We start from the raw sequence: 13,634 nt of genomic DNA on the forward strand, positions 1-13,634 counted from the left end.
ACCCTCCGCCTCCGACCACCCCGCCCTCTGCCTCGCCGGCACCCACGTCCTCTCCGGCACCGCCACCGCGGTCGTCATCGCCACCGGGGCCCGCACCTACCTCGCCGACCTCGGGCGTGAGCTGGAGCGCGGGCGGCCCGCCAGCGCCTTCGATCGCGGCGTCGCCTCGGTCAGCTGGATGCTGCTGCGCTTCATGCTGGTGCTGGCGCCGCTGGTCTTCGTGGTCAGCGGGGTGGCCTCCGGCAGCTGGCATCGGGCCTTCCTGTTCTCGGTCGCGGTCGCCGTCGGTATCACGCCCGAGATGCTGCCGGTCGTCGTGACCACCACCCTGGCGCGCGGCGCGGTCGCGATGGCGCGGCGTCGCGTCGTCGTCAAGCGGCTGCCGGCGATCCAGGACCTCGGCGCCATGGATGTGCTCTGCGTCGACAAGACCGGCACCCTCACCGAGGGCACGCCCACCCTCGACCGCCACACCGATGCCTTCGGCCGCGCCGACGTCGCCGTCCTCGACTACGCCGCCCTCAACAGCCACTTCCAGGCCGGCTGGCGCAATCCCCTCGACGAGGCCGTCGTCGCCCACGCCGAAGCCCTGAGCCCGAACAGCCCGAACAGCCTGACCAGCCCGAACAGCCCGAACAGCCCGCCCGATCCCGCCTGGCGCAAGGTCGACGAGATCCCCTTCGACTTCAGCCGCCGCCGCATGAGCGTGGTGGTCGCCGCGACGGATGGCGGCTTCGAACCCGACCACCTCATCGTCACCAAAGGCTCCGTCGAGGAAGTCCTCGACTGCTGCACCTCAGTCCTCGACGACGGCCGCGTCGTCCCCCTCGACCCCGACCTGCGCGCCCGCATCGACAAGGTCGCCGCCGCCGACCGCGACGCCGGGCTGCGGCTGCTCGCCGTCGCCGTCCGCACCGTCCCGACGAAAGGCGCGCGGCCGAGCCCCTACACCGTCGCCGACGAGTCCGACCTCACCCTCGTGGGCCTCCTCGGCTTCACCGACCCCGCCAAGGACTCGGCCGTCGCCGCACTCAAAGAACTCGCCGATCGCGGCGTCGTGGTCAAGGTCATCACCGGCGACGAACCCGCCGCCGCGGCCCGCGTCTGCCGCGAGGTCGGCATAGCCCCCGGCACCGTCGTCGACGGCCGCACCCTGGCAGCCCTCGAAGATGCCGCCCTGACCGCCCTCGCGGCCGAGAGCACCGTCTTCGCCAAGACCGACCCGCTGGCCAAGGCCCGCGTCGTCGAGGCCCTGCGCCGCGCCGGCCACACCGTCGGCTACCTCGGCGACGGCGTCAACGACGCCCCGGCCCTGCACGCCGCCGACGTCGGCCTCACCGCCCCGGACGCCACCGACCTGGCCCGCGAGACCGCCGACGTCATCCTCCTGGACAAGGACCTCACCGTCCTGGCCGCCGGCGTCGAGGAGGGCCGCCGCACCTTCGCCAACTCCCTGAAGTACATCCGCGCCGCGACCAGCTCCAACTTCGGCAACGTCCTGTCGGTGACGGCCGCCGCGGCCTTCCTGCCGTTCCTGCCGATGCTCCCGATCCAGCTCCTGGTCCAGAACCTGCTCTACGACCTGTCCCAGCTCGCGCTGCCCTGGGACGCCGTGGACGACGAGGAGATCGCCCGGCCCCGCCGCTGGGACAGCAGGACCCTGCGGCGCTTCGTGGTCCGCGTCGGCCCGCTCAGCTCGCTGTTCGACCTGGCCACCTGGGCCGTCCTGGGGTGGGTGCTGGCCGCCGGCGACTCCCGCGTCTCCCTGTTCCAGACCGGCTGGTTCGTCGAGGGCCTGCTGTCCCAGGTGCTCGCGGTGCATGTCATCAGGACCCGAAGACTCCCGTTCGTCTCCTCGCGCGCCAGCCGTCCGGTGCTGTACGCGACCGGCGCGGCGATGCTCGTCGGCCTCGTCCTGCCGTTCAGCATGCTGGCCGGCAGCATGGGGATGACCACGCTGCCGGCCCTGTACTTCGCCTTCCTGGCGCTGATCCTGCTCGGCTACTGCGCCGTGCTCCAGGCCGCGAAACTCAAGTTTAGCGGCACCAAATAAGGGCGAATAAAAGCCCTAACTCCCAGCCTTCGACGTCTCCTGAGCAGGCAACGTCTCCGGTCCGACCGCCATCGGCGCGAACACCATCCGTAGATCAGTGGTCTGACTCTGCTCCCGCCCGCTCAAGTAGGCCAGCGGCGCGTAGTGCCAGGCAGGCCCGTTCGGCGCCTCCAGCAACGGATTCCCCGTCGCGTCCGCCGGCCACACCACGTCACCGGTCGCGATCCGCGCCGGCACCGTCCAGTAGTCCCCGGTCCGGTAGCTGCCGCCGGGCTGGAAGTACACCTGGACCCCGTTCTCCAGATCCAGCCACACCCCCTCCTTGATCTCGATCGCCCCGTGGACCAGCCGCGGCGCCCCGCGCCCGGTCGGCGCCGTCTGGTCCCAGCGCCGCAGGTACGGGTGCCGCGTCGGGTCGGCGCCGACGTTCCCGGCCGGCGTCCCCGACAGCATCACCCGATGCCCGGGGATGTCGATCTCGTCGATCTGCAACAGCGGCAACGGCCTGCCGTGCGCCACATAGGAGTCGTCGACGACCTCGACCCAGTCGCCGACGTCCAGCGCCAGCTTGTCGTCGCGCCCCAGCGAGTCCAGCGTCACCCACTGGTCGGCCAGCGCGGTGATGCCGAACACGACCGACCCGTTCTCCCGCGACCACACGAACGTCGGCGCCGACAACGCCGAGCGCATCGCCACGCTGCTGGCGGTGTTCGTCTCCGGCAGCTGCCCGCCGTCGTGGATCTCCACGCGGTACAGCTGGTTCTCCCGGCCCCGGAAGGCGGCGTCGGGGGAGGACAGGCACGGGTCGTTCTCCACCCGCGCCGGCACCTTCGCCCGCGCCGCCAGCGCGTCCCCGGCAGTGGCCTGATTCTTCGCCCACGTCGCGAACGCCGCACGCACCGACTTCGCGTCGGTGCCATCGACGCCGACCTCCGCCGCCGAGGCCGCCAGCACCTGCCACGACACCTTCGTCCGGGCCGCGGTGTCCGGCATCGCCGCGCCCAGCGCGACCTCCCGCATCGACGGATCCTCGACCGCCGCGACCAGCCGCTCGTACATCTTCAGGTACACCACGAACGGGAAGTCCGGCAGCCGGTCGTCCGGGTTCTCCGGATCCCGGAACGCGTCCGGCTGGTCGTAGTAACTCCACGTCGCCGGGCTGCTCCCGGTCCGGACCGTGGTGTCGACCACGGCCGTGCCCGGCGCCGGCCGGTCGGCGTCGTTCCGGATCCCGTCCACGTAGTACTCGCCGGGCCCGATCGTCAGATCCGGCAGGTGGTCGCTGTCGTCGATCTCGAACCCGATCTGGAACCCGAAGTGGTCCCTGGGCCCGGCGTTCTGGCCGATCAGCGCGGCGGCCAGCCGCCGCGCCGTGTCCAGGTCGATCTGCAGCTGCTCGTTGGCGTCCGAGTCCAGCTGGACCCGGCCCTGCTGGGCGTAGACCGCCGAGTAGTGCTTGGCCGCGTCGAACGTCAGACGCGAGAAATCTCCGTGCATGGTCACATCCCCCTGGAGGTCACGAAACGTAGATGATGCCGGCGTCGAAACCCGCCGGGGTCGACTCGGTGAGCCTCGCGGTCAGGTTGTCCTCGCGCTGGGGCTGGTAAAGGTTGTGGTAAACGCCGAGCTCGGAGCCGTCCTCCGCGCCCCGGACGATCTCGCGCGCGCACCCGGACGACAGCTGCGCGTAGGCAGCCGTCCCATAACGCTGCGACGTGAACAGCGGACGCACCCGAAGCGGCTCGGTCCGCTGCAACCCCGCAGCCTGATCGGTGGTCAGCAGCCCGTCCGCCAACTGCTCGGCGACCGCCGCCAGCACCAGATCCGGCTGGCTGTCATAGCGCCGCGGCGTCCTCGAACCCTGAGGTGCGTAGCAGAACCGCACGCACCCCACGCCGCGCCGTGCGACGTTCACGTTCCCGCTCAGGATCGAGTTCTCAGCGATCTGAATCGCGTGCGTGTGCACCTCCCCGATCACCGTGGACCGGTACAGGTGCAGCTCCGCGAACGCGATGCAGCAGTCCGGCCCGGACAGCGCCGGGAGGTCCCGCGCGGTCGCGTCCAGCACCGAGTCGGCGATGTGGATCGGCAGCGGATCGTGCCGGACCTCGTCGGTGATCACCAGGATCGAGCCCAGGATGCTCTTGGATATCTGCGTGCACGCCGACGTCGCCTCCAGTATCAGGCTCGGCTCCTCCGGGAACAGCGGCCCGCAGTGGTGCGCCAGCGTCCAGCCCGGGACCAGCGTGCTGTCGGTGATGGACAGCGTCGCGATGTCGCCGTTGACCTGCACGCCGCGGCCGGTGATCAGCAGCCCGTCCAGCACGACGTGCGGCGCGTCGGTGCCCCGGTTCGGATCGGAGGCCTCCGGGGCGTCCAACCCCGGGCCCCGGACCACCAGCGCGTCGGGCCGGTTGCTGTACCAGTCCAGCAGCCGGATCACCGGCCGCGCGCCGTCGGCGGCCCGCAGCGTGAACCGCTCGCCGTATTCGAGCACGAATTCGAGCTGCTCCTGGAAGGCGCTGCTGGCCGTCAGCTCGATGATGCCGTCGGATCCGGCGGTCCCGGCCGCCTGGTCCGCGCGCCACTGCTCGAAGGCGTCGGTGATCCGCTCGAAGCGCTCGCTCGGCCCGACCCGGTACGGCGTCACGTCCTGCGGCGTCGTCACCTCCCGCGGATACTCTCCGCCGCCGAGCCCTTCGACGGCCGCGTAGTGGTAGGTCACCCACACGCCCTGCCGCGGAGCGCTGCGCGCGTTGAACACCATGCGGCCGGTCTCCGGATCCACCACCACCTGGCCGCGCTTGGCCTTGTACGTCCACTGCGACAGGTCCGCGACCACGATGTTGGCCGGCGGGATCGGATCGGTCTCGCCGTCGCGCCAGATGGCGAACGACTTGCCCGGCCCGTACAGGTCGGCCAGGCGCTCGCTCAGCAGCCGGCGGCTGATCCGGGTCGGCACGTTGTCGATCGCAGCGCTGTGCTCCGCCGAAGGCTCGGCCACCGGGTTCACGACCAGCTGCGTGTCGTTGCCCAGGATCGAGAACGTGTACTCGTTGCGGGCCCGGTCGATGCAGTGCGCCGGGGCGTGCGTCAGCGGGAACGGCGCCAGGCGCCAGACGAAAACGCCGACTTCCGGCGGCGCGTACCGGCCGGCCCCAGGCGCGCGCGAGGCCGAATCCACGCGCCGCACCTCGCCGCGGTGCGCGATCGTGTCGAACGGCGAATCCAGCAGATCCAGCGCCAAACCGTCGCGCAGGTCCACCAGCCGCCCCCGCCGCTCGCGCACCGCGACCGCCGACAACCCGGTGCCGGGCAGCGCCGGCGCAGGGGTCGCAGGGTCCTCATACCAGCGGATCGGCGCTGTCGTCGCGGTGATCCGCGCGAACTCCACGGCCTTGGCCGGCCAGTCCGCCACCGAGCCGGCCACTTCGGCCAGCAGCGCCAGCGTGCCCTTGCGGCGCCGGTCGTGCACGGTGTCGGCGACATCCCGGCGCGGCGCGAGCCGCCCGGCCAGCGCCTCGGCCACGCTCGTGCCGTCCCCGCCGGACAGCGCCTCGGCGTATCCGGGCAGGATCTGGTAGCCGACCAGGTCGCCGAGGTACGGCACCACCCAGTCGTCGCAGGTCTCGATGAACCAGTTCGCGTACAGCTGCTCGATGTTCGTCCGGGTCAGGTCCACCTGCTCGGCGATCACCGCGAGCAGCGCCCGCAGCGGCTCGCCGACCTGCGCGTCGCGCAGCTTGTCCCAGCGCGGCAGCAGGTCGTACAGCTGGTCGGGGCTGCGGCTCATGATGTGATCTCCCTCAGGATCAGCGTGTCGGGCACGGAAGCGGAGAGCACCACGAGCTGCGCCGGCCGGATGCCGCGGAACACCACGATCGAGTCGCCGACCGTGAGCACCACGTCGCGCAGGCCCGGGTTCAGCGCCAGCAGCGCGTCGACAGAGATCGCGTACTCGGCGGCGATCTGGCCGAGCGTCTCGACCACGCCGGTGTCGGCGGCCACCGTGTGCCGGGTCTCGTCGAAGGCGGCCAGCGCCGACGGCACCGAGGTGGACGGATTCGCCAGGTTGGTGAACAGCGAGATCAATCCCAGCGGCGTCGTGCTTCCCGGAACCCCGGTGAACGCCTGCAGGTCCACGTAGTCCACGCCCGGCACCGCCTGCGCCGCCGCGATCACCTCCGAGGCGTACGCCGGCTGCCCCAGCTGCCGGTTCGACACCGACAACAGGTTCGTCAGGGTGCTGCGCAACACCGGCTCGACCAGGTCCCACGCCGCGTCCGGGGTCAGCTTCACCGACAGCGCCACGATCAGCAGCACCAGCTCGCGCACCGCCACGTCCACCGGCAGCTGCGGGTCGCCGAACTCCGACAGCGCCGCGTGCAGCGAGGCCAGCAGCCCGTTGTCCGGAAGCAGAGGGCTGTCATCGACCCCTGCGACCGTCACGTGCACCACCTGCCGTGCCCCGTCCGACAGCCGCTGCGCGCCGGCCCGGCCGATGCCCGCGTAGGACCGCGCGAAGTCCTCGTAGTCCGGCACCGACACCAGCCGGTCCAGCGCGGTCAGCGCCAACGGGATGTTGGACCGCGCCAGCTCCGGCGGATCCGGGTCCGCGCCGCCGGTGCCGGCCACCGGGTTCGTCACCGCGCTGACCCCCAGCGGCCGGGTCGTCAGCTGCGTGACCTGGCCGGCCTCCACGTCGCCGGAACGGCCGAGGCCCACGCGATAGCGGGCCCTGACATTCTCGGTGCCGGTGGGCAGGCGCGCGCCGGTCACCCCGTCGCCGAAGGTCACGACCGTCTTGCCGTCGCTGGCCGTGGAAGTGGTGTAGATCCGTTCGGCGGGGCCGTGTCCGGCGAAGCTGTCCACCTCCGTCCACAGCACCCCGTTCACCCGCACCTGGAGCGTGCTGGCCGCGCCGGACGGCGTGGTGCCCGCCGGCAGCCAGGTCAGCGGCGCCTGCCAGAGCTTGAAGGTCTGGTTCGGGGTGCCGGCGTTGCCGCTGCCGATCGGGTCGTCGCGGCTGGCGCCCTGGGTCGCCGCGGCCACGTTGCCGTAGATCTGCACCGTGGCGCGCTTGTAGGTGTAGGCCAGGGCGGAGGCCAGTGTCAGGGTCGTGCGAACGGTGTCGCCGGGCAGGCTCGGATCGACGGTCTGGTCGACGCCGGCCACCATGGCCAGCTCCGCGCCGGTGACGCCGGGGGTGTTCGGGATGTCGGTGCGCTCGCCGGAGACCGCGATCAGCCGGCCCGGCGTGATACCGGTGTAGAGCTGCGCGAGCTCGATCTTGGAGCCCTGGACGTCGTCCGGCACCGGCTCGGTGGCCAGTGCCAGCGCCTCGCCGCGGGCGTAGACCGTGGTGTCGCGGATCTGGGCCAGGTTGACGTCGGTGTCGTCCAGCCAGTCGTCGTCCAGGTCCAGCTGGGTGACTTTGCCGGCGATCCCGAAGTCGGCGCGGGCCTGCACCCGCACGGCCGTGACCCGGGTGATCACCCGGGCCAGCGAGGTGCCGGCCGGGTCCGGCCGCATCGCCGCCGCCGACATCGCGGACACCGCGCGGGACACCTGCCCGGTCGGGCCGGCCGCGGCCACCAGGCCGGCGGCCAGCGCCGCCGCGGCCTGCTTGCTCGGCCGGTCGATCACCACCCAGCTGCCGACCGCGATGCCGTCGTAGGTCGAGTCCAGCCAGATCCGGTTCTTCGACGGCGTCGAGGACGGCGTGGTCAGGGCGACGCTGACGGTCTGCGTGCTGGCGCCGCTCGCGGCGCGCGAGGCGGCGACCGAGATGCCGTCGAGCAGCGAGGTGGCCGGCTTGTCGCCCGGGGCGAGCTGGAACTCCTTGGTGTCGCTGCTCTGGCCGCTGGTGACGAGGACGTGCACCTTGCCGTCGGCGCCGACGGTCGTGCCGTCGTCCTCGACCGGCAGGCCGACGAACACGGTCCAGCCGTCGAACTGGTCCTGGTAGGCGACCAGCAGGCCCGCCTCGTGCGCAGGGGCCGGGGCGGCGTCGGGGGTCGGGCCCGAGCCCTGACCGGAGCCCTGACCCGACGTCTGCGCGGCTGCGGTCTGCAGGGTGGTCTGCACGGTGGTCTGCGCCGGTGTCTGCGCTGCGGCAGCTTCGTGGTGCCCCGGCAGGTGCAGGTGCCAGGCCGCTGATTCGTGAGCCGATGCCGTTGGTGCCTCGGACGTCGCAGGGGTCTGGGTCGGGGCGCTTGGTGCGGCCGGTGCAGTCGGCGTGTGGGGCGGCGTCTGCCCCGGCGTCGGATAGCTGGTCACCGTCACCGACATCGGCCCCACCTGCCGGGTGGTGGTCGCGGTCGGCAGGTCGAGGGTGGCGGTGTTGGGCCCGCCCTCCAGGTAGGTGAAGTCGGCCTGCTTCTGGACCGTGCCCGTGCTGGCGTCGTAGCTCAGCAGGAGACTGATTTCCTTGGTGCCGGCCAGCGGCCAGTCCGTGTAGCCGTTGACCTGCCCGCTGTGCGGGTCGAGGTTCGCGACCAATGGCGCGGTCGCCCCGAACGGCGTCGCCACGACGCGCATCGCCTGCAACTGCTGCAACGCCGACGGCGCGCTCACCGACGTGTGCTGCCAGGCTTGGTAGAGCCCTGAGCTGACCTGCGGATCCAGCGCGGCGAGCAGCTGCGGGCCGAGGTCGGAGCCGATCGCGTACAGCGATCTCGGGTCCAGCGGCAGGTCGCGGGCCGACGGCGGCGGCGGGTTCGGCGTGGTGTGCAGCGCGGCGAAGATGCCGGCCAGACCCGCCAGCGCCGGATCGCCGGAACCCTGCCCGGTCCCGCTGCTCGCAGGCTGCGGCGGCTCCAGGGCCAGACCCCGGTCGCGCAGGCCGGCCAACTCGTCGACCCAGGCGCGCAGCCAGTCGCTGACCTTCGGATACTGCTGGGCCAGGACCAGCGTCTCCACCGCACGCTGCCGGACTTGCTCGCACGCGGCCGCCAAATCCGCCGGCGAGGTGAAGCCGCCGGTCGGGTTCAACGTCGCCTGCAACACCTCGGCGTCGAAGCGGGCCGCCAGCGCGCTGAACGGCGGGACCTTCGGGACGGGGGCCGGGCTGGGCGGCTCGCTCACCAGCCCCAGACAGTTCTGCAGCTCGGATGTCAGATCCTTGAGGTTCGGCTGCGCCGGGCCGGGCAGCCCGACCACCGTGATCGCGTTCGCCTGGTCGATCGTGACGCCGGGTACCTGAAGCAGGATCCGCTGGTTCTGCGCGGCCTTGTCGGAGCTGAAGACGAACAGCAGCTGGTCGCCGGCCTTGACGTTGTTGGCGGTGCCGGACAGGAAGATCTGCGCGCGCTTCTGTGCCTCGGCGGCCGTGAGCTGGTACGGCAGCCGGGTCAGCACGCTGAGTTGGTTCAGCGAGGACCGGGCTGTCAGGTTGTCGCCGATCTCGAAGTACTGTGAGTCGTGCCCCGGGATCGGCACGCTCTGCGCGCGCGTGCCGGCCGGCAGCAGCGCCACCGTGTCGCCGCCGGGGTTCTGCGGCGGGTCGATGGTGAAGGCCAGCGCCGTCCCGCCGGCCACCCCCGGCCGCGGCCGGTAGCCGACCAGGCCGCCGAGCATCTGGATCGAGGCGTTCTGCGTCGCAGTGCGCAGATACCCCTCGTCCGCGATCCGTTCGGAGTAGAAGCTGAGCAGGTCCCCGAGCACGGCCCAGGCGTCGAGCAAGGCGATCGCCGGGTCGTCGGTGCTGCGGACGGTCAGCTTGGACAGCGCCGGATACGCCGGGCTGGACAGCCGGGCCCGCAACGAGGACAGGAACTGGCCGTGCGTGCCGACCCGGAAGGTCAGCGCGCTCTGTCCCGGCGGGTTGAAGACCGCGGCCGGTGTCTCCAGCGCGGTTCCGGTGCGGCAGCCGGCGCAGCCGCAGTTCGTCGGACAGCCGGACGACGACGTCATGGTGTCCCCTCCTTCACTTTCCGCCGGTGAGAGTCAGCCGCAGGCGGCCGTTCTCGGGCCGGTCGGCGTCGTTGTCGCACTGCGCGATCTCCAGCGGCCCCATCGGCAGCACCCCCGTCGCCAGCGCGCCCTGATCGGGCTCGAACATCCGCTTGAGCAGCGTCACCTGCGCGCTCACCACACCCGGCAGCCCGGCGACGACCGCCGTCAGGCTGCTGACTCGCACCGGGTCGCCGAAGGCCAGCGCGGCGGAGCTGAAGAACGCCGGCGAGCCGTCGGGACGCGTGCCGGTGCCCAGCACGCGGCGGATCAGCGCCAGCAGGTGGCCCTTCTGGTAACCCGTGGCCACGCACACCGAGATCGCGAGGTCCAGCGGGACCAGGTCCGCGCCGCCGACGCTCAGGTCGTGGCCGATCCTGCGGTAGTTCCGCAACGTGCGCTCCACCGTGGCCAGCAGCCGCTGCGACGGCGTCTCGCCGACCGCCGGCTCGATCGCGACGTGCGCCTCCTGCCCGGCGCCGGTCCAGCGGATCTCGGCGGCGGCGCGCTCCACCCCCGGCACCGCGGCGGCCAGCTCGGCGTAGTCCGCGGCGGTGACCGCACGCAGTCGGATGTCGCGCGGCGCCAGCGGAGCCTGCTGCCGTACCTGGTCCAGGGGCTCCGGATCGGTGCCGCCGACCGCCGGCAGCGGGTTGCGCACCGCGAGCACGGCCTCCGGGTCCGGCTGGTTGCGCTTCGAGCGCGCCGTGGCGGTCTTGGCCGCATCAGGGGGCTGAGGAGGGCAGACGATCAGATGGTTGATCGCCTCGGCGCCGACGTTGCCCTCGCGGCCGTTGCCCACGCGGTACGCCACCAGCAGTGTGTCCCCGGCCGGGGGCGGCGCGCCGTGCACGCCGTCGCCGAAGCGCAGCGTGAGGCGTCCATCGTCGCCGGTCTCGCCGACGTAGTTGCGGTCGGTCGGACCGGAGGAGAGCAGGTCCCGCTCGGGCAGCCACGGGGTCTCGCCGGCGGTCGCGGCGGTCGCCGAGGCCTCGGGGAGCGCGGCGCGCGGGTCCTGGACCGTGGCGATCGAGGCCGGGCCGAACAGCCGCGGGTCGTGGACGTCGAGCCCTTCGGCGTAGACGCCGCCCCAGCTGTGGGTGATCTCGTATTCGACATCCGGGCCGAGGACGGTGCCGCCGTCGGCGCGGTGGATCAGGATCTCCAGGCGGCAGATCTTGTCGGCCAGCAGGTGCCGGCTGCGCGCGAGCAGTTCTTGCAGAGCCCGGGCGGGATGGTGCTGGAGGTGCAGCTTCTCGATCACCTCGGCGCCGAAGAGCACGATCAGCTCATTGATCTGGTCGCGGGTGGGACCGTCTCCGGCGCGGGCGTTGAGCCACAGCTGTTGGATGAAGTCCTGGACGCGGCCCGGCAGCGCGGCCAGCAGCGTCGCCTGGCCCTCGGCGATCGTGTCAGGGGTCGGATAAGCGACTGCCTGGGTCACCGGCGCGTAGCGCAGCGTCGGGGTGAACTTCACCGCTATCGCCGGGTAGGTGACCTGCGCCAGCAGCGTCTCCAGCACCGCGGCCTGCGATCCCGCGTCCGGCGGTTCGACCTGCTCGGTGGTCAGGTCCGGGGCCAGGATGATCGTCAGCCCGGCGCGCAGGACCTCGTCCGGCCCGACCGCCACGCGCAGGTCGCGGACCTGGTCGGGGGAGAGCTGGACGCCCTTGCGCGCGGCGTCCAGCAGGTCGTGGATGGCCTGGACCGGGGCGTTGCCGCTCTGCGGGTCCGCGCAGCCGAACACAGGAGGCTGACATCCGTCTGCGACCGCCCGGTCCGGCGGGATCGCGAACTGCTCGGGGCCGCCGCCGCAGAACGTGATCGAGCGGCCGTGGTCGACCAGCATGACGTTGCCGCGCGCGACGCTGACGTCGGTCAGCAGCGCGCAGTCCGGGCCGCCGATCGCGGACAGGCACAGCGGGAAGGTCAGCGCGTCCTGGTCGTCCCAGGTCACCTCGACGACAGGCTGCTGATACAGCGGGTCGATCCCGGGCGTCACCGAGGTCAGCCGGATGGCCTGGCGGTGCGTCGGGTCGGCGTCGGCCGCGGCCCCGGTCTGTGGGCCCAGCACTTCCTCCAGCAGCAGGATGTGGCCCGGCGTGAGGTTCAGCTCGCGCGGCCGGTTCTCCTCGCCGTCCTTGCCGCCGGCCCAGGTGTCGACCAGCGTCGCCGAGGTCGCTCCGGTCGGCAGCGAGCACTGTTCCTCGCCCCAGGTCCAGAACGAGATGGTGTTGCGCGCCGGGTGCAGCGTCAGGTGATGCGGCGCCAGCGGCTCGAAGACCTCGATGCCGACGTTCGGCGGCAGGGTGTTGAGCCGGTCGTCGTCGAGCACCACCGGCAGATCGGGCCGGTCCTGGACCTGGAGCCGGCTGGTGTCGATCGCGGCGAAGCGGAACGTGCCCGGCGGCAGGTCGGTCGGGGCGGCGGCCTCGACCACGACGAAGGTGCGGGAGTTGCAGCCGTCGTGCATCGCGTAGTCGATGAGCCGGACGTGGCGGCGCACCGAGGTGCGCAGCCGGGCGGTGGCCAGGTAGGCCTCGGTGGCCACCGCGTCCTGCTCGTAGCTGAGCTGGTCGCCGACGTAGGCCAGCACCTCGACCAGCGTGACGCCGAGGTCCGGGGCGTGCCGCTCGATCCAGTCCGGGACGGTCAGCGACATCCGGTCCAGCAGCTGCTGCCGGATCGAGTTGTAGTCGCGGGTGGTGTAGTCGATGGCCGGCTGCGGGTGTACCGCCGGCGGGCAGGCTTCGGTCTCGGCGCAGTCGAAGTCGGTCGGGCAGGACTGCCGGAAACTGAAGTCCGCGGAGTTGTAGCGCGGGTCGAAGCCCGGGTAGGGCGCGGTGCCGGGGTGGCCGTCGGGATCGGTCTGGACGATCGACATGGTGTAGGTCGAGCCGTCGCCGGGGCGGTCCACCTCGACCACGATCTCGTCGTCCACCTCCGGGTCGTCGGCGCGCTCGATCTGGACGTCCAGCACCCGGATGCCGGTGACGCGGCGGCCGCCGTCGATGCGGATGTTGCTCGGGTCCAGATCGGCGGGCGCCTTGCCCAGCATCAGGACACTGAGGACGCGGCCGGTGTCGTCGACCTCGACGCCGTCCAGGCCCATCCGCCGCTCCTGGCGGACCTTGGCCCGGCGGGTGTCGCTCAGGCACTGCTGGTCCGGCGCCCCGGTTCCGGTTCCGTTCATCACGGTCATGGCGTGCTCCCCGTGCTGCTGCCGGTCGGGCTGGCGACGAACACCTCCGTGGCCACCGTGCCGGTCGGGCGGATCAGATAGCTGAGATCGACCTGGACCGTGCTGTCGGAGCTGGTCACGGCCAGGGAGAAGATCTCGATGACGTCGCCGAGCCAGCGCTGGAGCGCGGCCTGGACCGACAGCGTCAGGGCCGAGGCCAGCTCCGGGCTGTTCGGCGAGAAGACCAGGTCCAGCAGGCCGCAGCCGTAGTCCGGGCGCATCACGCGCTCGCCGGGGGAGGTGAACAGCAGCTGCTCGATCATCTCCCGGACGTGGTCGTCGTAGCCGGACTCGGCGGTGCGGCCGCGGCGGTCCACCCGGAAGGGGAAGGCGATGTCCAGGCGGGGCGCGGTGGTCGGCGGCGAGGGCAGGGAGATCATCGGCGGG

6 protein-coding genes are annotated in these 13,634 nt (G+C 72.1%); 1 reads left to right on the top strand and 5 read right to left on the bottom strand.

Annotation, left to right across the window (positions count from 1 at the left end; genetic code table 11):
• Nucleotides 1–2,053 (top strand): magnesium-translocating P-type ATPase (mgtA, locus tag GWK61_RS45375; RefSeq protein ID WP_194918882.1); only part of this gene is annotated, 2,053 nt, incomplete at its 5' end.
• A 15-nt stretch (nucleotides 2,054–2,068) separates the two neighbouring features.
• Here the strand turns inward: mgtA and GWK61_RS45380 are convergent.
• The 5 genes from GWK61_RS45380 to GWK61_RS45400 are packed head-to-tail and all read right to left on the bottom strand — an operon-like array spanning nucleotide 2,069 to nucleotide 13,627.
• On the bottom strand, nucleotides 2,069–3,550 hold the full coding sequence (locus GWK61_RS45380; RefSeq protein WP_194918884.1) for a DUF6519 domain-containing protein: 1,482 nt from the start codon (nucleotides 3,548–3,550) through the stop codon (nucleotides 2,069–2,071).
• A gap of 19 nt (nucleotides 3,551–3,569) precedes the next feature.
• Nucleotides 3,570–5,846 (bottom strand): hypothetical protein, encoded by a 2,277-nt coding sequence (locus GWK61_RS45385; protein WP_194918886.1) that lies wholly within the window; start codon nucleotides 5,844–5,846, stop codon nucleotides 3,570–3,572.
• On the bottom strand, nucleotides 5,843–9,967 hold the full coding sequence (locus tag GWK61_RS45390; protein ID WP_194918887.1) for a putative baseplate assembly protein: 4,125 nt from the start codon (nucleotides 9,965–9,967) through the stop codon (nucleotides 5,843–5,845). The genes GWK61_RS45385 and GWK61_RS45390 overlap by 4 nt, the downstream gene beginning before the upstream one ends.
• 13 nt (nucleotides 9,968–9,980) lie before the next feature.
• Nucleotides 9,981–13,208, bottom strand: a complete 3,228-nt coding sequence (locus tag GWK61_RS45395) for a putative baseplate assembly protein (RefSeq protein WP_228564019.1) — start codon at nucleotides 13,206–13,208, stop codon at nucleotides 9,981–9,983.
• Nucleotides 13,205–13,627, bottom strand: coding sequence for a GPW/gp25 family protein (locus GWK61_RS45400; protein WP_194918891.1), 423 nt, complete (start codon nucleotides 13,625–13,627; stop codon nucleotides 13,205–13,207). The genes GWK61_RS45395 and GWK61_RS45400 overlap by 4 nt, the downstream gene beginning before the upstream one ends.
• Nucleotides 13,628–13,634: the final 7 nt, after the last annotated feature.

This window comes from Catenulispora rubra (assembly GCF_015356825.1).
Lineage (GTDB): Bacteria > Actinomycetota > Actinomycetes > Streptomycetales > Catenulisporaceae > Catenulispora > Catenulispora rubra.

Coding starts and splice junctions, on each gene's coding strand:
- GWK61_RS45380 (WP_194918884.1), bottom strand. CDS start 3,550: ATGCACGGAGATTTCTCGCGTCTGACGTTCGACGCGGCCAAGCACTAC.
- GWK61_RS45385 (WP_194918886.1), bottom strand. CDS start 5,846: ATGAGCCGCAGCCCCGACCAGCTGTACGACCTGCTGCCGCGCTGGGAC.
- GWK61_RS45390 (WP_194918887.1), bottom strand. CDS start 9,967: ATGACGTCGTCGTCCGGCTGTCCGACGAACTGCGGCTGCGCCGGCTGC.
- GWK61_RS45395 (WP_228564019.1), bottom strand. CDS start 13,208: ATGACCGTGATGAACGGAACCGGAACCGGGGCGCCGGACCAGCAGTGC.
- GWK61_RS45400 (WP_194918891.1), bottom strand. CDS start 13,627: ATGATCTCCCTGCCCTCGCCGCCGACCACCGCGCCCCGCCTGGACATC.